This is a genomic window from Rhodobacter sp. NSM, from assembly GCF_052244495.1.
Classification (GTDB): domain Bacteria; phylum Pseudomonadota; class Alphaproteobacteria; order Rhodobacterales; family Rhodobacteraceae; genus Cereibacter_A.
Genome location: NZ_JBQPXH010000008.1, coordinates 117,031 through 138,036, shown reverse-complemented (window position 1 = coordinate 138,036; position 21,006 = coordinate 117,031). Strand labels below are relative to the sequence as shown.

General features: G+C 69.3%; 15 protein-coding genes and 1 riboswitch. Of the genes, 4 read left to right on the top strand and 11 right to left on the bottom strand.

Annotated elements, in window-relative coordinates:
* Positions 1-98: 98 nt before the first annotated feature.
* From glyS to ACTVZP_RS15790, 3 genes are read right to left on the bottom strand one after another with little or no spacing between them, the layout of a single operon-like run.
* The gene (gene glyS, locus ACTVZP_RS15800) at positions 99-2,210 is read right to left on the bottom strand and encodes a glycine--tRNA ligase subunit beta (RefSeq protein WP_443213185.1); all 2,112 of its coding nucleotides are present in this window, start codon (positions 2,208-2,210) and stop codon (positions 99-101) included.
* Between the two features lie 50 nt (positions 2,211-2,260).
* Positions 2,261-2,731 (bottom strand): DUF6446 family protein, encoded by a 471-nt coding sequence (locus tag ACTVZP_RS15795; RefSeq protein ID WP_443213127.1) that lies wholly within the window; start codon positions 2,729-2,731, stop codon positions 2,261-2,263.
* The gene (locus tag ACTVZP_RS15790; protein WP_443213126.1) at positions 2,728-3,651 is read right to left on the bottom strand and encodes a glycine--tRNA ligase subunit alpha; all 924 of its coding nucleotides are present in this window, start codon (positions 3,649-3,651) and stop codon (positions 2,728-2,730) included. The genes ACTVZP_RS15795 and ACTVZP_RS15790 overlap by 4 nt, the downstream gene beginning before the upstream one ends.
* 124 nt (positions 3,652-3,775) lie before the next feature.
* On the opposite strand from ACTVZP_RS15790, the gene ACTVZP_RS15785 reads away from it, so the two are divergent.
* Positions 3,776-5,557 carry a serine protease gene (locus tag ACTVZP_RS15785; protein ID WP_443213125.1) on the top strand — a complete coding sequence of 594 codons (1,782 nt, stop codon included), beginning with the start codon at positions 3,776-3,778 and terminating at the stop codon, positions 5,555-5,557.
* A 115-nt stretch (positions 5,558-5,672) separates the two neighbouring features.
* On the opposite strand, the gene ACTVZP_RS15780 is transcribed toward ACTVZP_RS15785, so the two are convergent.
* The 6 genes from ACTVZP_RS15780 to ACTVZP_RS15755 form a co-directional block, all read right to left on the bottom strand.
* A complete protein-coding gene (locus ACTVZP_RS15780; protein ID WP_443213124.1) occupies positions 5,673-7,127 on the bottom strand; it encodes a TrkH family potassium uptake protein in 1,455 nt (484 codons plus the stop codon).
* A 42-nt stretch (positions 7,128-7,169) separates the two neighbouring features.
* Positions 7,170-8,618 (bottom strand): TrkH family potassium uptake protein, encoded by a 1,449-nt coding sequence (locus tag ACTVZP_RS15775; RefSeq protein WP_443213123.1) that lies wholly within the window; start codon positions 8,616-8,618, stop codon positions 7,170-7,172.
* A 50-nt stretch (positions 8,619-8,668) separates the two neighbouring features.
* Positions 8,669-9,748 carry a GTP cyclohydrolase FolE2 gene (folE2, locus tag ACTVZP_RS15770; protein ID WP_443213122.1) on the bottom strand — a complete coding sequence of 360 codons (1,080 nt, stop codon included), beginning with the start codon at positions 9,746-9,748 and terminating at the stop codon, positions 8,669-8,671.
* A 93-nt stretch (positions 9,749-9,841) separates the two neighbouring features.
* The gene (metZ, locus tag ACTVZP_RS15765; RefSeq protein ID WP_443213121.1) at positions 9,842-11,023 is read right to left on the bottom strand and encodes an O-succinylhomoserine sulfhydrylase; all 1,182 of its coding nucleotides are present in this window, start codon (positions 11,021-11,023) and stop codon (positions 9,842-9,844) included.
* Between the two features lie 41 nt (positions 11,024-11,064).
* Positions 11,065-11,142: riboswitch (SAM riboswitch) on the bottom strand.
* 157 nt (positions 11,143-11,299) lie between these two features.
* A complete protein-coding gene (gene ptsP, locus ACTVZP_RS15760; RefSeq protein ID WP_443213120.1) occupies positions 11,300-13,543 on the bottom strand; it encodes a phosphoenolpyruvate--protein phosphotransferase in 2,244 nt (747 codons plus the stop codon).
* 24 nt (positions 13,544-13,567) lie between these two features.
* Positions 13,568-14,827 carry an aspartate kinase gene (locus ACTVZP_RS15755; protein WP_443213119.1) on the bottom strand — a complete coding sequence of 420 codons (1,260 nt, stop codon included), beginning with the start codon at positions 14,825-14,827 and terminating at the stop codon, positions 13,568-13,570.
* A 221-nt stretch (positions 14,828-15,048) separates the two neighbouring features.
* Here ACTVZP_RS15755 and ACTVZP_RS15750 point away from each other — a divergent pair, with 221 nt between their 5' ends.
* Positions 15,049-16,575, top strand: coding sequence for a pyruvate kinase (locus ACTVZP_RS15750; RefSeq protein ID WP_443213118.1), 1,527 nt, complete (start codon positions 15,049-15,051; stop codon positions 16,573-16,575).
* A 254-nt stretch (positions 16,576-16,829) separates the two neighbouring features.
* On the opposite strand, the gene purD is transcribed toward ACTVZP_RS15750, so the two are convergent.
* Positions 16,830-18,092 (bottom strand): phosphoribosylamine--glycine ligase, encoded by a 1,263-nt coding sequence (gene purD, locus ACTVZP_RS15745; RefSeq protein WP_443213117.1) that lies wholly within the window; start codon positions 18,090-18,092, stop codon positions 16,830-16,832.
* A 157-nt stretch (positions 18,093-18,249) separates the two neighbouring features.
* On the opposite strand from purD, the gene ACTVZP_RS15740 reads away from it, so the two are divergent.
* Both ACTVZP_RS15740 and xseA read left to right on the top strand, forming a co-directional pair.
* Positions 18,250-18,603, top strand: coding sequence for a hypothetical protein (locus ACTVZP_RS15740; protein WP_443213116.1), 354 nt, complete (start codon positions 18,250-18,252; stop codon positions 18,601-18,603).
* A gap of 260 nt (positions 18,604-18,863) precedes the next feature.
* Complete coding sequence (gene xseA / locus ACTVZP_RS15735) at positions 18,864-20,426, top strand: exodeoxyribonuclease VII large subunit (protein WP_443213115.1); 1,563 nt, start codon at positions 18,864-18,866, stop codon at positions 20,424-20,426.
* 28 nt (positions 20,427-20,454) lie between these two features.
* Here the strand turns inward: xseA and ACTVZP_RS15730 are convergent, their stop codons facing one another.
* On the bottom strand, positions 20,455-20,865 hold the full coding sequence (locus tag ACTVZP_RS15730; protein ID WP_443213114.1) for a hypothetical protein: 411 nt from the start codon (positions 20,863-20,865) through the stop codon (positions 20,455-20,457).
* Positions 20,866-21,006 lie beyond the last annotated feature (141 nt).

Below are 21,006 nucleotides of genomic sequence, written 5' to 3'. Positions count from 1 at the left end.
AGGATACGCAACGGGGCCGGGCAAGCAAGCGGAGAGGTGGGAAGCGGGGGTTTCACACCCCCGCACCCCCGTGGGATATTTGGGCGAGAATGAGCGGCTCAGCCCTCGATCCGGGTGAAATCCGCCACGCGCGCGCAGGTGGCGCGGATGGAATGGAGCATGTTGAGCCGGTTCCGCCGCAGGACCGGGTTGTCGGCATTGACCTGCACGGCCTCAAAGAAGGCGTCGATGGGCGCGCGGAGGGCGGCAATGGCGGACATGGCGGCGGCGAAATCCTCAGCCTGCAGGGCGGGGCCGATGGCCGCGTCGGCCGTCTCGAGGGCCGCGAAGAGCGCGCGCTCGGCGTCGGTCTCGGCGAATTTCGGATCGGCGCCGAAGCTGTATTCGACCCCGTCCTTCGCCTCGGCCTGTGCGAGGATATTGTTCGCCCGCTTGAAGCCCTGCAGGAGGTTGGTGCCGTCGTCGGTCTTGAGGAAGGACGACAGGGCCTCCGCGCGCTTGACGAGGAGCGAGAGATCGTCGTTGCCGGGCATGGCGAGGCAGGCGTCGATCACGTCGTGCCGGATCCCCTGCTCGCGCAGGTGGACCTTCAGGCGGTCGTGGAAGAAGGAGAGGAGGTCGTCTGCTTCGCTCGGCGTCGTCACCGCTGCACCATCGCGCCGGATGGCCAGTTGCACCCCACCCAGCACGGCATGGGCGTCGGCATGACCAACGACAGACAGTTGCTGACGCCACAGGAAAACAAGGCGGAACAATGAATGAAGCGGTAATTGACGATCCGTCGCCAGCACCAGCCGGATCACCCCAAGCGCGGCGCGGCGGAGGGCGAAGGGGTCCTTCGAGCCGGTGGGCTTCTCGTCGATGGCCCAGAAACCCGTGAGCGTGTCGATCTTGTCGGCGAGCGCCACAGCGACCGAGACGGGGTCGGTGGGCACCGCGTCGGAGGGGCCGAGCGGCTGGTGGTGGGCCTTGCAGGCCAGCGCCACGGCCTCGGGCAGGCCGGCCGCGCGGGCGTAGTAGCTGCCCATCGTGCCCTGCAGTTCCGGGAATTCGCCCACCATCGCGGATTGCAGGTCGGCCTTGGCCACCCGCGCGGCCTCGGCGGCGAGGTCGGGAGAGGCGCCGACGAGGGGCGCGATCTCGCGCGCCAGCGCCTCGATCCGGGCGATGCGGTCGGCCTGGCTGCCCAGCCTGTTGTGGAAGGTGACCTGTTTCAGCCCCTCGGCCATGCCCTCGAGGCCCGCCGTCTTCACGGTGCGCAGGTCGTTCTCCCAGAAGAAGCGCGCGTCCGAGAGGCGGGCCGACAGCACCTTGCCGTTGCCCTTCAGAATCGTCTCGCCGTGGTCGACGGTCTCGCGGTTCGCCACGGTCACGAATTTCTCGATCCGGCCGGTGGCGGGGTTCGTGACCGAGAAGAATTTCTGATGCTCGCGCATCGAGGTCTGCAGCACCTCGGGCGGCAGGCCGAGAAAATCCTCGCCGATGGCGCCCATCAGCACGACAGGCCATTCGACGAGGCCCGCAACCTCGGAGAGGAGCGCCGCGTCGGGCACGATCTCGAGCCCCTGCGCGAAGGCCTGGGTGGTTGCCTCGTGCCAGATCGCCTGCTCGCGCTCGGAGGCGTCGAGCATCACGAAGGCGCGGGCGAGCTTCGCGCGGTAATCCTCGAAGCCCGAGACGGCGAAGCGCGCGGGCGCCATGAAGCGGTGGCCCTCGGTGCTGTTGCCGGCTGTCAACCCGTCGAGCGTCATTGGCACGACCTCGGCGCCGCCCTCATCGGAGAGAAGGCAGAGGATCGACTGGAGCGGCCGCACCCAGCGCAAGCTGCCCGTGCCCCAGCGCATGGACTTGGGCCAGGGGAAGGTGCGGATCGTCCTCTCCAGCACCTCGGCCACGATCTCGGGCGCGCGGCGGCCGGGCTTCTCCACCACGGCGAAGAGCACGGCGCCCTTCTTGTCCTCGCGGGTCTCGAGCTGGTCGCGCGTGAGGCCCGTCGAGCGCAGGAAGCCCTCGATGGCGGCGGCGGGCGCGTCGGCCTTGGGACCCTTGCGCTCCTCGCGGAGCGTCGGGCTTTCGGCCGAGAGCCCCTCGACCGACAGGACGAGCCGGCGCGGGGTCGAGAAGGCGCCCGCCGAGGCATAGGTGAGGCCCGCCTCGACCAGCCCGTCGGTCACGAGCTTCTTCAGGTCCTCGCGCGCGCGGGCCTGCATCCGGGCGGGGATCTCTTCCGAGAAGAGTTCGATCAGCAGATCGGGCATGGCTACTGTTCCTCGGCGTTCAGCTGGTGCCACGCAAAGGCGTGGCCGTCGGGAAAGACCGCGACCACGCGATCGACCCCGGGGGCAATGTCATGTTCGGACAGGAAGGCGATGGCCTCGCCCTTCTGCAGCGCCGTGTCGATCCGCTCGGCGTCGAAACAGTCGAACCAGGGCGGCGCGTTGAGCGGCGTGGGATCGGGGTAGACGCGGTAGGTCTCGGTCAGCATGGCCTGGCTGAGCGGCGTGGTGAAGCAGGCCCGGAACCGGAGCGGCGACGAGCCGGAATCGATCCCCGTCACCTCGTTCGCCACGATGGCCTCGGGCGCGTCGCCGAGGATCGGCGTCAGGCGGATCTCGTCGCCCGGCGTGAACGCGGCCTCCTCGTAATAGGCATAGAGCTGCGTCCACCAGACCGCGGCTCCGGCGATCAGGGCGGTCAGCACGATGCCACCGGCGAGGAGCTTGCCATTCAAGCCGCAGCCCCCGCCTCGGTGGTGACGAAGGCGTCGGCGCATTTCTTCGCCAGCGCGCGAACGCGGCCAATATAGGCCTGCCGCTCGGTCACCGAGATCACGCCGCGGGCGTCGAGCAGGTTGAAGAGGTGGCTGGCCTTGATGCACTGGTCATAGGCGGGATGGGCCATGACGATGCGACGGCCGGCCTTGTCGGTCTCGGGCGCGGCGAGGATGCGCTCGCATTCGGCCTCGGCGTCCCTGAAATGCTGGAGGAGCATGTCCGTGTCGGCCTGGTCGAAGTTCCAGCGCGAATATTCCTGCTCGGTCTGGCGGAAGACGTCGCCGTAGCTGAGCGGCGTGGGCCCGTCGGGATCGTTGAAGGGCATGTCCATGACGTGGTCGATGCCGAGGACGTACATGGCCAGCCGCTCAAGCCCGTAGGTGAGCTCGCCCGAGACGGGCTTGCAGTCGTGCCCGCCGACCTGCTGGAAATAGGTGAACTGGCTGACTTCCATCCCGTCACACCAGACTTCCCAGCCGAGGCCCCAGGCGCCGAGCGTGGGGCTCTCCCAGTCGTCCTCGACGAAGCGGATGTCGTGGAGATCCATGTCGATCCCGATCGCCTCGAGAGAGCCGAGATAGAGCTTCTGGAGATCCGGCGGCGAGGGTTTGATGAGGACCTGATACTGGTAATAGTGCTGGAGGCGGTTGGGGTTCTCGCCGTAGCGCCCGTCGGTCGGGCGGCGCGAGGGTTGCACGTAGGCTGCCGCCCAGGGGCGGGCGCCGAGCGAGCGCAGCGTCGTCGCCGGATGGAAGGTTCCCGCGCCGACCTCCATGTCGTAGGGTTGCAGCACCGCGCAGCCCTTGCCGCCCCAATAGCTCATCAGGCGCAGGATGATTTCCTGAAAACTGCGGGGGGGAACGGGTTTGCCGGTCATGCGCTGGCCCTCTTGCAAAGCGCCCTCTCCATAGGCAAGAGGCAGGCGAGGGTCAATCGGCGGCGGCCGCGCGGACCGGATTTGACGGGCCGGCTGCCGCGACCGGAGCAAGGCGGGACGGCGGATGATGAGACAGGCGATCTTCCTTCTGTGGCTGGCGGCGGCGGTTCCGGCGGCAGCCCCGGTGCAGGCGCAGGTAGAGGCGCAGGCGCAGGTCTGGGTGCAGATCGAGGCCCGCCCGACCGAGGCCGAGGCCGACGAGCGCGCCCGCGCCTATGCCGAGGTCTTCCCCGACGTGTCCGGCTATCGGCTCTCCTCGGGGTGGTACGGGATCGTGCTCGGTCCCTACGGGCCGGACGTGGCGCGGCTGCGGCTGCGGGATCTGCTGGGCGCGGGGATGGTGCCGCCCGACAGCTTCATTGCCGATGGCCGCAACTTCCGGGAACCGTTTCTCGCGCCGGGCGAGGCGATGCGCAGCCCCGTGACCGGAGAGCCTGCCGGTCCCGGGACCGGACAGGTCCTCGAGGAGGAAGGGGCGGCCCCCGGTCCGGAGGAAGCCCCCGAAACCGCACTGCTGCCCGACGAAACGCCCGCCGAGGCGCGGCAGTCCGAGCAGCTCTTGACCCTCGGCGAACGGCAGGAGCTTCAGGCGGCGCTGCAATGGTTCGGCTTCTACGGCTCGTCCATCGATGGAGCCTTCGGCTCCGGCACCCGCGCCTCGATGGCCGCCTGGCAGAGGGCCCGGGGCGTCGAGGCGACCGGCATCCTCACCGCGCGCCAGCGGGCGGCGCTGCTCGACGCCTACGGCCGCGCGCAGGCCGAGCTCGGGCTCGAGACCGTCACCGAGGAGGAAGCCGGCATCCGGATCGTCCTGCCGACTTCCCTCGTCACCTTCGACCGCTATGAGCCGCCCTTCGTGCATTACGCGCCGAAGGACGGATCGGGCGTGCAGGTCATGCTCCTCTCGGAGCCGGGCGACCAGGACACGCTCTTCGGGCTCTACGACATCCTGCAGACGCTGGAAGTCGTGCCGCGCGAGGGCACGCGCGAGCGCCGCGAGACCTCTTTCACCATCGAGGGCCGCTCGGCCGAGATCGCGAGCTACACCCATGCCGAACTGCGCGGCGGGATGATCAAGGGCTACATGCTTGTCTGGCACCCCGGCGACGACGAGCGCATGGCGCGCGTTCTGACGGCCATGCAGTCGAGCTTCCGCCCCTTCGGCGACCGCGCGCTCGATCCGGGCATGGTGGAGCTCAGCGACGAGCAGCGGCGCGGGATGCTGGCCGGGCTCGAGGTGCGCAAGCCGCGCCACGCCCGCTCGGGCATCTTCGTCGATGCGAAGGGCACGGTCGTCACCGGTGCGGGAGCCGTCGCGGGCTGCGGCCGCGTGACCCTCGACCGCGAGCATGAGGCGGAGGTTGTGCTCACGGATGCCGACCTCGGCATTGCGGTGCTGAAACCCGTCCGCGCGATGGCCCCGCGCGTCACCGCCAGCTTCCGGACAGATGAGCCGCGTCTGGGATCGGCCGTCGCAGTCGCGGGTTATCCCTACGGTGACGCGCTGCCTGCGCCGACCCTGACCTTCGGCGTGCTCGATGCGCTGTCCGGGCTCGAGGGCGAGGCCGGACTGCGCCGCCTGAGCGTCGCGACGAAAGAGGGCGACGAGGGCGGGCCGGTCATCGACGGATCGGGCGCGGTGCTCGGGATGCTGGTGGCCCCGCCCGACGGAGCACGCCAGCTTCCGGCCGGGGTCTCCTTCGCGCTGGCGCCCGAGGCGCTCGCCGCCCGCCTGCCCGAGCTGGGCATCCTGCCCCGCACCTCGGACGGCGGCAGCACCCTTGCCCCCGAGGATCTGGCACGGCTGGGCGACGGGATGACGGCGCTCGTGTCCTGCTGGGACTGAGGCTGGCGGCAGCTCTGCCCGCCGCCAACCGACCGGAGGGCCGCCCGGCAGCAGCGGCCCCGCGCAACAGGCCAAGGAGCAGGTTGCGCAATCGAGGGGCCTGCGCGACGGGACCTCAGCCGCGCCAGAAACGGCGAGTGAACAGCACGTAGACCGACAGCAGTTCCAGCCGGCCCACCAGCATCCCGCCGATCATCAGCCATTTCGCCGGCGTGGGAAACTGATCCACCGCGCCCGACGGGCTCACCTCGGGGCCGAAGGCCGGGCCCACGTTCGCGATGGCGGTCCAGGCGGCGGTGATCGCGGTCTTGGTCTGCAGCCCGGTCAGCGACAGCAGCACCGACAGCACGCCGAAGCTGAGGATGAACATGGTGAAGAAGAGGATCACCGAGTTGATCACGTCCTCGCTCACCCGCCGCCCCTCGTAATCGACGAAGATCACGGCGCTCGGGCTCTGCAGGCGGCGGATCTGCACCTTGATCGCCTCGAGCAGGATGAGGTAGCGGAACACCTTGACCGAGCAGCCGGTCGAGGAGGTGCAGCCGCCGATCAGCCCCACGACGATCAGCAGCACGAAGGGGAACGTTCCCCAGAGGCTGAGATCGACGCTGGAGAAGCCGGTGCCCGAAAAGGTCGAGACGACGTTGAAGGTGGTCTCGCGCAGCGTGGGCAGCACCGGCGCGTCGAGCGTGAAGGTCTCATAGGCCACGATCAGGCCGATGGCATAGCTGTTCCAGCGCAGGTAGGCCCGGACCTGCGGGTCGCGCCAGAGCGGCAGGACCTCTCCCTGCGCCAGTTGCACGAAGCGCACGAAGGGCAGCGAGGCCAGCACCATGTAGACGGCGCAGGCATATTCGGCAGGCCCCTGAAAGAGGCCGAAGGACCGGTCGGAACTGGAGAAGCCGCCGGTCGAGACGGTGGTCAGCGCATGGACGACGGCCTCGAAGAGCGGGATGCCGAGCGCGACGAAGGTCATCACGCAGGCGATCGTCAGCACGAGGTAGATCTGGATCAGTGCCGTCGAGATGTCGAGCGCGCGGGGCAGGATCTTGCCCAGCGTGTCGAAACCCTCGGACCGGAAGAACTGCATCCCGCCCACCTTCATCACCGGTAGGAAGATCATGGCGACGATGACGATCCCCAGCCCCCCCAGCCACTGCAGCATGCCGCGCCAGAGGTTCGTGCCGAGCGGCAGCCCGTCGAGCCCCACGAAGACCGTGGTGCCGGTGGTGGTGAAGCCGGACATCGCCTCGAAGACCGCATCGGTGAAGGCTGCGTCCGGCTGTCCCAGAATGAAGGGCAGCGCGCCGAACACCGGCAGCACGACCCAGGCGCCCGTGGTCAGCAGGAAGCTCTGCTGGAGGGTGAGGCCCCTGCCCTGTCCCCGCCCGTTCGCGCAGGCCAGCGCGAGCATCGAGCCCGCCACGGTCACGACGGTCGCGCTTTCGGCGAAGGCGAGCCAGTGCGCATTGCCGGAGGCCAGATCCAGCGCCAGGGGAAGCAGCATCAGCGCCCCCAGGGTGGCCACAAGAAGACCGAGGATGTATCCGACGGGGCGAGGGTCGATCATGCGAGAGGCTTGGCGGCGGGCGGCCGGGCTGTCAAGCGCGCCTCATTGCCGCCAGAAGCGCGGCAGCACCAGCACCACCAGCGCGAGGAGGGCGAGGCGGCCCATCAGCATGGCGAGGATGAGCAACCATTTGGCGAGCTCCGGAAAATCGATGAAGGTGCCGGTCGGGGCCACCAGAGGGCCGAAGCCGTAGCCGATGTTGCCGATCGAGGTCCAGACCCCGAAGAGGGCCGAGGTCGGATCGACGCCCGTCAGCGTCACCGCGACGCTCAGCGCCCCGATGGCGAGGATATAGCCGGTGACATAGAGGATCAGCGCGTTCATCACGTCGTCCTCGACCCTCCGGCCCTCGTAGCGCACCGCCACCGTGCGGTCCGGCATCCCGATCCTCTCGATCTGCACGCGGATCGCGGTCAGGACCACCTGGATGCGGAAGACGCTCAACGCGCCCGAGCTGGACGAGGAGCAGCCGCCAATCATGCCGACGCAGAAGGCCACCACGAGGCCGAAGCCGCCCCAGTCGCCGAAACCGCCCGAGAAGAACCCCGTCCCCGTGAAGATCGAGACGAGGTTGAAGACAGTCTCGCGGAAGGTCGACTCAAGCCCCTGGTCCGAGGTGACGAAGCGCCAGAAGGTGACGATGCAGACGACATAGGCCATCCAGCGCAGCATGGCGCGGATCTGGCTGTCGCCGAAGAAGGCCTGCGGCACCCCCCGCACCAGCTGCACGAAGCGGATGTAGGGCATGGCGCCGAGGATCATGAAGACGGTGCCGGCGTATTCGCCCGCCCCCTGATACTTGTTGAACGAGGCGTCCGAGGGCGAGAAGCCCCCGGTCGCTATGGTGGCCGCCCCGTTCACGACCGCGTCAAGCGGCTCCATCCCGATGGCGAGATAGGTGACGATGCAAAGAAGCGTCAGCCCGGCATAGATCCCGAGCAGCGCCCGCGCGATGTCGGTCGCGCGCGGAAGGACCTTGCCCAGCGTGTCGAAGCCCTCGGTGCGGAAGAACTGCATGCCGCCCACGCGCATGACCGGCAGGAAGATCATGGCGATGAAGGCGATGCCGAGGCCGCCGAGCCAGTTGAGCATTCCCCGCCAGAGGTTCGTGCCGGCCGGCAGGTCGTCGAGGCCCACGATGACGGTAGACCCGGTGGTGGTGATGCCGGAAACCGCCTCGAACATCGCTTCGGTGAAGGTCAGGTCCGGCTCGCCCAGGATCAGCGGCAGGCTTCCGAAGGCGGGAAGCGCGAACCAGATTGCCGCCGTCAGCACGAAGGCCTGCCGGATGTTGAGCTGCTTCGTCGGCGCGTTCGCGCAGGCGAGCGACACTGCTCCGCCTGCGAGAACCGTCAGCAGCGCGGCCTCGAGGATGGCCGCGCCGTTCCCGTTGCCGAGCAGCAGGTCGACCCCGGCCGGGACGAGCATGGCGAGGCCCAGCACCGCCACGAGCAGGCCGATGACGAATCCGACGGGGCGCAGGTCCAGCATGATCGGCGTTAGCGGTGCGGCCTGTCCCGGCCGCTGTCAAGCCCGGCGGATCACCCGACGTGGTAGAGGCTGGCGAAGAGTCTCGGATCGAGGCTTTCCGCGGCAAAGGTCGCCCCTTCCGTCAGCACCGACACCGCGTCGTGGGAATGCAGCGACTCCTGATGGCTCGCCACGACCCGGAAGTCCCCGATCCGCGGCTCGGCCTGCAGCGCCTGGCAGAAGCTGCGCGCGGCATCCTCGACGAAGATCGGATGGGCGGCGTTCAGTTCGGCAAAAGCCTGCTCGTCCTCGCGCTTGACCATCACCTGCGTCTCGGTGGGCACCGCCGAACGGGCAAGCTCGATCAGATCCTCGAACCAGAGGCACTTGCCCGGCCGCACCTCGACCGAGATCCGCGCCACGGAGCGCTGCGAATGCGGTGTCGCCAGCTGGCCCCGCTCGCGCCGTGCATGTTCGGAAAGCTCCAGCGAGCAGGGGCAGGTCGAGGAATAGACGAAGTCGAGATGCATGATCTCCTTGCGCACGCCCGCCTTGTCCACCAGTTCGAGCGCGATGTCATAATACTGCCAGCCCGCGAGGCCGGAGCGCAGCGACGAGATCCTCACCGGGAAGGAAAAACGCATCTGGATGCGCGCGTCGAAACTCTCGAGGTCGCGCTTGTAATCCTCAAGCGCACGTTCGATCACCTCGAAGCTGAAGCTCTGCTCGGCATGGGCATAGAAGGACCGCATGATGCGGCTCATGTTGATGCCCTTCTTCTCGGCCTCGAGACTCACCGTGCCGGTGACCGAGGTTTCGAGCGTCAGGTCGCCATTGTCGCGCGTGTGGTAGCGGATCGGCAGGCGGAAGTTCGAGATGCCGACGTGCTGGATCACGGCCTTCGCGCCGACGATCAGGCTGGCCGGTCCGTTCTGCAGGTCGGGCAGAGAGGCCTTGTAGGCCTCGTCCACGACGAAGCCGCGCGGATAGGAACGGTTCAGGTCCGGATAGACGAGCTCCGGCGCCTCCGGCGCGAGCGCCGCCACCTCGGTCGCTGGCGTGTGCTTCGCCCAGCGGCGAAGCACGGCCAGCGCCTCCTCGGCTTCCTCGCGGCTCGGCAGGCGCTCGGCCACGGGCGTCAGGACGTTCATCTCGCTTCCCCTCGTGCATATCGGGTCGGTCCCTATATAGAGGGTGCCGTCCCCTTCCCCAACAGTCGATCCTGATACGCCGAGCGGGGCTACTCAGATCACATCGAGCGCCTGCTTCAGGTCCGCGATCAGATCGTCGGCATCCTCAAGCCCGACCGAAAGCCGCACGAGCCCTGCGGTGATGCCGAGATGGGCCTTCTGCGCATCCGTGAGCCGCTGGTGCGTGGTCGTCGCAGGATGCGTGGCGATCGTCCGCGCATCGCCGAGGTTGTTCGAGATCTTCACGATCTGCAGCGCATCGAGGAAGCGGAAGGCCGCGTCCTTGCCGCCTGCGAGGTCGAGGGCGATCATCGTGCCGGGCCGCTCCATCTGCGCCTTCGCCATCTCGTGCTGCGGATGGCTCGGCAGCGACGGGTGGATCACCCGCGAGAGCCGCGCATCGCCGTCGAGCGCGAAGGCGATCTTCTCGGCCGTGTCCGCCATCGCCCGACAGCGCAGATCGAGCGTCGCCATGCCGTTCAGCATCACCCAGGCATTGAAGGGGCTCATCGAGCCGCCGGTGTGCTTCATGAACGGCTCGAGCACTTTGCGGATGAAGGGCTGCGAGGCGCAGACCACGCCGCCGAGCGCGCGGCCCTGCCCGTCGATATGCTTGGTGGCCGAGTAGATCACCACATCCGCGCCCTGCCGCACCGCCGTCGAGAAGACCGGCGTCGCGAAGACGTTGTCCACGATCACGAGGGCACCCGCCGCATGAGCGATTTCGGCGATGGCGCCGATGTCGACCACTTCGAGCGTCGGGTTCGAGACCGATTCGAAGAAGACGGCCTTGGTGCCCGGCCGCACCGCTGCCCGCCACTGGTCGAGATCGGTACCGTCGACAAAGGTCACCTCGACGCCGAAACGGCCGAGCACCTCCTCGAGGATGTAGATGCACGAGCCGAAGAGCGCCCGCGCCGCCACCAGATGGTCGCCCGCCCGGACGATCGAGGTCAGCACGCCATGGATCGCGGCCATGCCCGAGGCGGTGGCGAAGGCGTCCTCGGTCCCTTCAATGGCGGCAATGCGCTCCTCGAACATGCGGGTCGTGGGATTGCCGTAGCGGGCATAGATGAACTCGTCGGGGCCGGATTCGATGAAGCGCGCCTCGGCCTGCCCGGCCGTGTCGTAGACGAATCCCTGGGTCAGGAAGATCGCCTCGGCCATCTCGCCATACTGGCTGCGCCGGCTGCCTCCGTGGACGAGTTGCGTCCGTGTCTTCCAGTCCTTCGTCATGCCCGACCGTCCCTCGCGAAGCCTTGGCCGGAAGAGCACGGGGGCCGTCAGCCCTCGCCTCTTTAGCGGTTTCTTTAACGTGGCCCGCAATCCGGCAACAACTCACCACGGGTGCCGCCCTTACGCCTCTCGCCCGCCAAGGTCAATCGGGACCGATGTGCAGGTTCGGCCGGCCTCGCAATGCGCGGGCCGGCCGCGCCGAAGCCATCCGGCCGCCGGAAGGGCCGACGGGATGAAGGGTGCGTCCTCAGACGCAGAGGCGGCAGGCGGCAGGCCTCACTCGACCTGCGTCGCCAGCCATTCGAGGATCGCGGGCCGCACCGTCTCGGCACCGGAGGCACGGGCCATCTCGATCACCTTGCGCGCCTCGGTCAGGTCCACCCGGCGCAGCAGCGCCTTTACCGGGCCGATCGAGGCGGGCCGCATCGACAGCGACCGGACGCCTATGGCCGCAAAGCAAAGCGCCTCGACCGGACGCCCGGCATCCTCGCCGCAGAACGAGAGCGGCGTGCCCGTTTCGGCGCAGCGGGCAACGATGTGCTCGATGAAGCTCAGGAAGCTCACGTTGAGCACGTCGTAGCGCCGCCGCACCCGCTCGTTCTCGCGGTCGGCGGCGAAGAAGAACTGCTTGAGGTCGTTGCCGCCGATCGAGACGAAGTCGGTCGTCTCGAAGAAGGCGCGCGGCGCATAGGCAAGGCTCGGCGTCTCGAGCATGGTGCCCACCGAGATGTTCACCGGGACCGGATGGCCGAGGCTCCGCTCGCGGTGAAGCTCGCGCAGCAGGTGGCTGCGCGCCATCATGAACTCGTGGTGCTCGGACACGAAGGGAAACATGATCGACAGGTCGCGCCCGGCCGAGGCCCGGATCAGCGCCTGCAGCTGCATCCTGAGCACGCCCGGCTTGTCGAGACCCACGCGGATCGCGCGCCAGCCCATCGCCGGGTTGGGCTCGTCCTGAGGCTTGAGATAGGGCAGCACCTTGTCCGAGCCGATGTCGAGCGTGCGGAACACCACCCGGTGCCCGCGCGCGGCATCCATCACCCGCGCATAGAGCTTGGCCAGCTCGTCCCGCTTCGGCATCTGGGCGCGGATCAGGAACTGAAGCTCGGTGCGGAAGAGGCCCACGCCCTCGGCGCCCGAGGAATCGAGCGAGGGCAGGTCGGCCATCAGGCCCGCGTTCATCATGAGACCCGTGACCGTGCCGCATCTCGACTGCGCGGGCAGGTTCCGGAGCGAGGCGTAGCGCTCCTGCGCCTTGGCCTGCATCGCCATCTTGTCGCGGAAGGCCGCGGCGATCGATGCTTCCGGGCGCAGATGGACGAGACCGTTGTCGCCATCGACCATGATGTGGTCGCCGTTCAGCGCCTCGGTCGTAATTCGCTCGGCATGGATGACCAGCGGGATCGCCAGCGCCCGCGCCACCACCGCGGCATGCGAGCCCACGGATCCTTCCTCGAGCACGATGCCGCGCAGCTGTCGGCCGTATTCCAGCAGCTCGGCTGGGCCAATGTTGCGCGCCACCAGCACCGGGTTCTCCGGCATCTCGGCGCCGGTGTCGCGTCCCTGCCCTGTCAGGATCCTGAGCAGCCGGTGCGAGAGGTCGTCGAGGTCGTGCAGCCGGTCGCGCAGATAGGCGTCTGGCACCTGCTCGAGCCGCGCGCGGGCCGCCGACTGCTCCTTCTGCACCGCGGCCTCGGCCGAGAGGCCGGCCAGGATGTCCTCTTCCATCCGCCGCAGCCAGCCGCGGGAATGCGCGAAGAGCCGATAGGCCTCGAGCACCTGCCGCTGGTCCTTGTCGAGCGTCGAGGCCGACAGGAGATCGTCCACCGAGACGCGGAGCTGCGCCACGGCTGCCCGGATCCGCTCGATCTCGAGCGCCGGATCGTCGGCCACGGGGTTGGTCACCACCACGCGCGCCTCGTGCAGCCAGACGTGACCCTCGGCCGCGCCTTCCTGCCCGGTGGACCCCCGCATCAGCACGGGCTGGACATGCTTCGCCGACAGCGCCTCGCCCTCGCCGACGAAAACCCCCAGTTCGGCCATCTCGGCCAGCACCATAGCCACCACCTCGAGGGCATAGACCTCGTCATCGGAATATTCCCGTGCCTCGCGAGACTGCACGACGAGCACGCCGAGCTTCTCGCCCACCCGCTGGATCGGCACGCCGAGGAAGGCCGAAAAGACTTCCTCGCCCGTCTCGGGCATGAAGCGGAACCCCCGCTCGGAGGGGGCGTTGCCGGTGTTGATGGGGCTTGCCATCCGGGCCACGCGGCCCACCAGACCCTCGCCCATCTTCAGCCGCGTCTTGTGGACCGACTCGGGCTTCAGCCCCTGCGTCGCGCAAAGCTCGAGCGTGTCGGGATCGCGGAAGAGATAGATCGAGCAGACCTCGGTCCGCATCGAGTCCGCGATGAGGGACGTGATGCGATCCAGCCGGTCCTGCCCCTTCCCGGACAGGGCCAGACTGTCCCGCAATCGCCTGAGAAGCTTGCGGCTTTCGCTTTCGCTGCGATCAGGCATGACCCCCCGGCGCCAATGCCGGCCTCAGTTGGCCGTCTCCAATGCGAAGGCATCATGGAGTGCCTGCACCGCGAGTTCCATATATTTCCGGTCGATCAGCACCGAAATCTTGATCTCGGAAGTTGCGATGACCTTGATGTTCACGCCATCGGCCGCGAGTGCCTTGAACATGGTCGCGGCAACGCCCGCATGGCTCCGCATCCCGATGCCCACGACCGAAACCTTGGCGACCTCGGTGTCCACCACCAGATCGTCGTAAACGATGGTGCCGGCCGCCTTGGCATCCTCGAGCGCCTTGCGCGCGCGGGCCACCTGGTTGATCGGGCAGGAGAAGGTCATGTCGGTGACCGAGCCCGGATGGCTGCCGTAGTCCTTTTCCGAGATGTTCTGGACGATCATGTCCACGTTCACGCCGGCCTCGGCCAGCGGCCCGAAGATCGCGGCGGCGACGCCGGGGCGGTCCTCGACGGTGACGAGGGTCATTTTCGCTTCGTCGCGCGAATAGGCGACGCCAGAGACGACTTTCGATTCCATGATATCCTCCTCGTCGCAGACCAGGGTTCCCGAGGTCTCGTCGGTGTCCTCGAACGAGGACAGCACCCGCAGCTTCACCTTGTAGCGCATCGCCAGCTCGACCGAGCGGGTCTGCAGCACCTTCGCACCGAGCGAGGCAAGCTCCAGCATCTCCTCGTAGGCGATCTTTTCGAGCTTGCGCGCCTTGGACGCGATGCGCGGGTCGGTGGTGTAGACGCCGTCCACATCGGTGTAGATGTCGCAACGCTCGGCGCCGAAGGCCGCGGCGAAGGCCACGGCCGTCGTATCCGAGCCGCCGCGGCCGAGCGTGGTGATCCGCCCTTCGGGGCTCATGCCCTGGAAGCCGGCGACCACCGCGACCTTGAAGCCCTCGGCGAACTTGGCGTCGATGTTCTCGCGCGGGATCTCGAGGAAGCGCGCGGCCGAATGCTGCGAGGTGGTGCGGATCGGCACCTGCCAGCCCTGCCAGCTGCGCGCCGGCACCTCCATCTCCTGCAGGGTCAGTGCCATGAGGCCCGCGGTCACGTTCTCGCCCGACGAGACCACCGCATCATATTCGCGCGCGTCGAACAGGGGCGAGGTCTGCTCGACCCAGCCCACGAGTTCGTTGGTCTTGCCCGACATGGCCGAGACGATGACGATGACGTCATAGCCGCGCTCCACCTCGCGCTTGACCTTCTGCGCGGCGTTCTTGATACGCGCCAGATCGGCGACGGAGGTGCCGCCGAATTTCATCACTAGAAGCGGCATGGATCAACCCCCGCAGCCGGACCCCGGAATCCGGCGCTTCTTATGCGGGGGCGCAAGGAAGGGCAAGGGCTTCCCGCCGTATGGCAGGCCCGCGCTCGGGAGCGGCCGGGCCTGCGACATCCTCTCCGGCGGCGCGCCGCCGTGGCGCAGCCTGTCCGACATGTTCCTGTTGCAGAAGCCTGCCAGCCTGCACCTCCGGCAAGTGTTCGGAGGGTGGTGCGATGGATGGGGTGGCAGAGCGGCAGATGATCGTGGAGGACGCGCCACCTCGCGGCGAAGATCCCCGTGCCGAGGCACGCGCGCTTCTGGCCGAGCTGACCTCGCTCCGCGCCGATCTCTTCCGCCGTGCGGATGCGCGGATGGCGGACTGGGCCACGCGGGTGCGCCGGCTCGAGTTCCTGCCGTCGGTCGCCAACATGGCCGACTGGCTGGCGCTGCGCGAGGCGGACCTCACGACGCTCCAGCCGCGCCTGAGCCGCCTCGGCCTCTCGACGCTCGGACGGCTCGACGGCCATGTGCGGCCCTCGCTCGAGGCGGTGATCGCGGCGCTCTCGGCCATCGCGGGCCTCGACGGTCCGGCCTTCCCCGGCCCGCAGGGCTTCGATCCCGAGCTTCACAGCCTCTGCGCGCGGCGCGACGCCCTGTTCGGCGCGCGGGACACGGCACCCGGGACGCGCATCCTCGTGACCCTGCCGTCCGAGGCGGCCTCGGATCCCGCCATCGTGCGTGATCTGGTGGCGGCGGGGGCGGATGCGTTCCGCATCAACTGCGCCCATGACAGCCCCGAGGCCTGGCGGGCGATGATCGGTCACATCCGCAAGTCCGAGGCCCTGACCGGCCGCAAGCTGCCGATCTCGATGGATCTCGGCGGGCCGAAGTTTCGCGTGACGAAGACCGGCGGCCCGCTGCCCAAGCGCCTGCGGGCGGGCGACCGCTTCGCCTTCGTCGAGAAACCCTCGATGGCGCCAGAAGGTCAGGGCTGGGCCGTGCTCGGCCATCCGGCGCTGCTTGCCGCCCTCTCACCGGGCGTGCAGGTCTCGGTGGACGACGGCAAGCTCTGGGCCACGGTGCTCCAGACCGGCCGGGGTCACGCGCTGCTCGAGGTGATCCGCGCAGGCGAGCGCGGGCTGAAGCTAAAGCCCGGCCGCGGGGTGAACCTGCCCGGCTCGCATCTGGACGTGGCCGCGCTGACCGAAGAGGACCTCGCGGCGCTCGATGTGGTGGTGGCCGAGGCCGACCTCGTGGCCTTTTCCTTCGTCCAGACACCGGCCGACGTGCGTGCCCTGATCGCGGCGATGGAGGCGCGCGCGCGCCATCCGCGGCCGCTTCCGGCAATCCTTCTGAAGATCGAGACCCCGATGGGGCTGCATCTCCTGCCCGAGCTGATCGTCGAGGCGGGCGGCGCCCTGCCCGTCGGCGTGATGATCGCGCGGGGCGATCTCGCGGTCGAGATCGGCTTCGACCGGCTTTCCGAGATCCAGGAAGAGATCCTCTGGCTCTGCGAGGCGGCGCAGGTGCCGGTGGTCTGGGCCACGCAGGTGCTCGAAGGGATGGTGAAGGAGGGGCAGGCCAGCCGCGCCGAGGTCACCGACGCCGCCATGAGCCAGCGCGCGGAATGCGTGATGCTGAACAAGGGGCCGCATGTTGTGGCGGCCGTCGAGTTCCTCCGCGACATCCTGATCCGCATGGACCGCCACCAGACGAAGAAGAGCGCCCGCCTCGGCCCGCTGCGCGTCTGGGCGGGCTGAGGCGCGGGGCGACGCGGGCCCGGTCGCTCCCGGCCCGTTCGGAACCCCGCGCCGCAAGGCGACCTCCCGTCCCAGACTCGCGCGGCGTCACCGGGACCGACGGCCGGCCGGGCCGCGTCCCCTTCGCAGGAGGATGCGCCAACGACGTCCCGGCGGCAGAGGCATTTAGGCCGGTCGATTGCACCCACTACTGCAGAGCCGCCACCTGCGCCTCGACGACGGGATAAAACGGGCGGTGCCGCCCGCTCACACCGTCAGAGGGCGCGCCAGCCGATGTCGCGGCGGCAGAAGCCCTCGGGCCAGTCGATCGCATCGACCATCGCATAGGCCGCGGCCTGCGCCTCGGCGAGACTGGCGGCGCGCGCGGTGGCGGCCAGCACCCGCCCGCCGGTGGCGAGGATGCGGCTATCCTTCGCGGCCGTGCCTGCATGGAAGACGACCTGCCGGCTGGTCTCGGGCAGCGCCTCGAGGCCGCGGATTTCCGTCCCCTTCTGGTAGCTGCCCGGATAGCCCTTCGCCGCCATCACCACCGTCAGCGCATGATCCTCGGCCCAATTGACCTGCACCTGATCGAGCCGCCCCTCGGCGCAGGCCAGCAGCAGGTCGAGCGCCTGCGCGCCCAGCCGCAGCATCAGCACCTGACATTCCGGGTCGCCGAAGCGGACATTGTACTCCACGAGCCGCGCGCGGCCGCCTTCGATCATCAGCCCGGCATAGAGCACGCCGCTGTAGGGCGCGCCGCGGCGGCCCATCTCGGCGATGGTGGGCTTCACGATCTCGTCGAGCGCCTGCCGCTGCACGGCCGTGGTCAGCACCGGGGCAGGCGAATAGGCGCCCATGCCGCCGGTGTTCGGCCCCTCGTCGCCGTCGAAGGCGCGCTTGTGATCCTGCGCCGTGCCGATGGGCAGGACGGTGCGCCCGTCGGTGAGGACGAAGAAGCTTGCTTCCTCGCCGGTCATGAACTCCTCGATCACCACCTCGGCTCCGGCCTCGCCGAAGCTGCCGCCGAACATGTCGTCGATAGCGGCCAGGGCCTCGGCCTCGGTCATGGCCACGACAACGCCCTTTCCCGCCGCAAGCCCGTCCGCCTTGATGACGATGGGCGCGCCCGTGGCGCGGACATGCGCGCGGGCGGGCTCGGCCTCGGTGAAGCGCGCATAGCCCGCGGTGGGCGCGCCGCAGGCGTCGCAGATCTCCTTGGTGAATCCCTTCGAGGCCTCGAGGCGAGCCGCCGCCTGAGAGGGGCCGAAGGTCAGGATGCCCGCGGCGCGGGTGGCGTCGGCCACGCCCGCGGCAAGCGGCGCCTCGGGGCCCACCACCACGAAATCGACCGAGTTCGCCTCGCAGAAGGCCACCACCGCCGCCCCGTCGAGGATGTCGAGATCGGAACATTCGGCGATCTGCGCGATCCCCGCGTTGCCCGGCGCGACGATCAGCCGGTCGCATTTCGGGTTCTGCTTGATCGCCCAGGCCAGCGCATGCTCGCGCCCGCCGCCGCCGAGAATGAGGATGTTCATGGCCGCTCCCTTGTCCATCGGTGCCGCGTCTCTAATCCGAAAGCGCCGCGCGGGACAAGGCGCCCGGGCCGGCGCGCCCCGTTGCGCAGGGCCGGGAGCCATGCAAAAGAAGCCTCGCCCTCCGGCCCCTGCGGCCGTTCCGTTTCGAGCACAGGTCATGGATCTCCGCACCCTTCTCCTCCCCGCAGCCCTTCTTGCCGCCACCCCCCTTCTGGCCGATGAGGCAACGACAGCCCGACTGGAGGCGGCCTTCGCCGCGCTTACGACCGAAGAGCGGGTGATCGTTCAGGAAGAGCTGGAGATCGCGGGCCTCCATGCGGGCCCGGTCGACGGCAGCACGGGCCCCGGCGACGGCCGCACGCTCGAGGATGCCGCGGCCTTCATCGAGGAGAATTCGGCCGGCATGGTGGTCGTGCCGCTTGCCACCGACGAGGAGGCGCGCTCCTTCGCGAAAAGCCTGGCCGAGCGCGGCTATTCCTCCTGGCTCTACGGCGAGGGCGACGAGGGCTGACCCCTCGCGGCGGCGGTGGCTCTGCAGCGGCCCGAGGGGCGCGGGTCGGGGCTCTCAGGAGGCCCATTCATGGGTCTTCCGATGCCCGCGGCCTCGCACAGGCCTCGATCCTCGTCGGCGCCGTCCCTCCGGGCGGCGTCCGGAAGTCCCGACGGCTCGGGCGGTGGCCCGGGAAGCCACGTCCGGCGAATTCCCGAGCAGGCAGGCGGCGCCCGAACCCGCAGCTTGCCTGTCGGGCGGGCCTCGGGCACAAAGGCGGCATGTCCGACCTCTTCGAAGATCCCGCGCCGAGCCGTAACACGCCGGAATTTACCGTCTCGGAACTTTCGGGCGCTGTGAAGCGGGTGATCGAAGGCGAATTCGGCCTCGTCCGCGTCCGGGCCGAGATCGGGCGCGTCTCGCGCCCCGCTTCGGGGCACCTCTATTTCGACCTGAAGGACGACCGCGCGGTGATCGCCGCGATCTGCTGGAAGGGTCAGGCGGGCCGGCTCTCCGTCCGCCCCGAGGAGGGGATGGAGGTGGTGGCCACCGGCCGGATGACCACCTTCCCCGGCCAGTCGAAATACCAGATCATCGTCGAGGACATGGCCCCCGCCGGTGCGGGCGCGCTGATGGCCATGCTCGAGAAGCGCCGTGCCGCGCTGGCCGCAGAGGGGCTGTTCGATGCCGCCCGCAAGCGCCCCCTCCCCTTCCTGCCGCGCGTGATCGGCGTCGTGACCTCGCCCTCGGGCGCGGTGATCCGCGACATCCTCCACCGGCTGCGCGACCGCTTCCCGAGCCATGTGCTGATCTGGCCCGTCGCGGTGCAGGGCGAGAAATGCGCACCCGAGGTGGCAGCCGCGATCCGGGGCTTCAACGCCCTGCCCGAGGACGGCCCGATCCCGCGTCCCGACCTCCTGATCGTCGCGCGCGGCGGCGGCAGCCTCGAGGATCTCTGGGGCTTCAACGAGGAGATCGTCGTCCGCGCCGCCGCCGAGAGCCGGATCCCCTTGATCTCGGCCGTGGGCCACGAGACGGACACGACGCTGATCGACCATGCCGCCGACCGCCGCGCGCCGACCCCCACCGCCGCAGCCGAGATGGCGGTACCCGTCCGGCTCGACCTGCTGGCCGGCCTCGACGGACAGGGCGCACGGCTCTCGCGCTGCGCAGCCGAAACGATCCGGCGGCGCGACCAGCGCCTGCGTGACCTCGCCCGCGCGCTGCCGCGCCCCGAGAGCCTCGCGGCCGGCCCCAGCCAGCGCTTCGACCTCTGGTCCACCCGCCTCACGGGCGCGCTCGGTCAGATCGTCGCCGCCCGCCGGGCCCGGCTCGAGCCGCTGGGCGCGCATCTTCGCCCGCGGCTCCTCGCCGATCTGGTGGCGCGGCAGAAGGACCGGCTGGCCGACCGGTCGCGCGGCCTCGAGACCTGCCTCGGCCGTCGGAACGAGCGCGCGCGGGACCGGTTCGAGGCCCTCTCGGCCCGCCTTGCCCCGGCCTTCGCCCGGCTCATCGCCGAGACCGAACGGACGACACGGCGCAACGCCGCGGCACTCGAGGCCCTCGCGGTCCGGCTGCACCTCGCGCCCGAAGCGCGCCTCGCCCGCCTGTCTGACCGGCTCGAGGCGCTGGACCGGCTGCGCCAGACCCTCGGCTATCGCGAGACGCTGAAGCGCGGCTATGCGGTGGTGCGGGCGGACGGAGAGGTGGTCACAACGCGGGCGCGAGCCGAGCGGGCCGGCAGCCTCGAGGTCGAGTTCCAGGACGGGCGTCTCACGCTCGCTTCCCGAAAGTCGCGCAAGGGGAGGGAGGAGCCTCCGCCGGCACAGGGAAGCCTCCTCTGAGCCGTCCCCCGCCGTTCTGACGGGTCCGTCAGACGCCCACGTCGGGACCGGCGCAGATCAGCGGGGTGCGGGTCTGGTCGACCTCGGACAGTTCGGTGCCCTCGGGATCGCCCTCGAACTGCGCGCGAATGCCGGCGGATTCGCGGTAGAAGGTCCAGCATTGCGGCGTGGAATCGTGCTCGTAGACGAAGCAGATCTGACCCGCGTCCTCGTACCACTGTCCACGCGTGCATTCCTGCCCGCGGAACGCCCAGACGACTTGGCGCTGCGGAAGATACTGCTCGGCGCCGTAGATCTCGCCGCCGACGGCGTAGGAGAGCGTCTTGCCCTGAGCATAGGCCTCGAACTCTTCCGCGCTCATCGGCTCCGCCGCAAGGGCCGGCCCGGCAAGAGCGAGGGCAATGGCCGCGGTTCCGATCTCGTGCCAGATCCTGTGCATGAGTGCCTCCGCCGATGCGCGGCCGAACCGCCGCGCGGGCCGCCAGACTGCCAGAGGCGGGCCGGCTTGGCCAGTCACGCCTGCGCCAGCCCGCGGGCGGCTGCGGCGGCCTTCCCCCTTTCCTCGCGCCGCCCGAGCGAC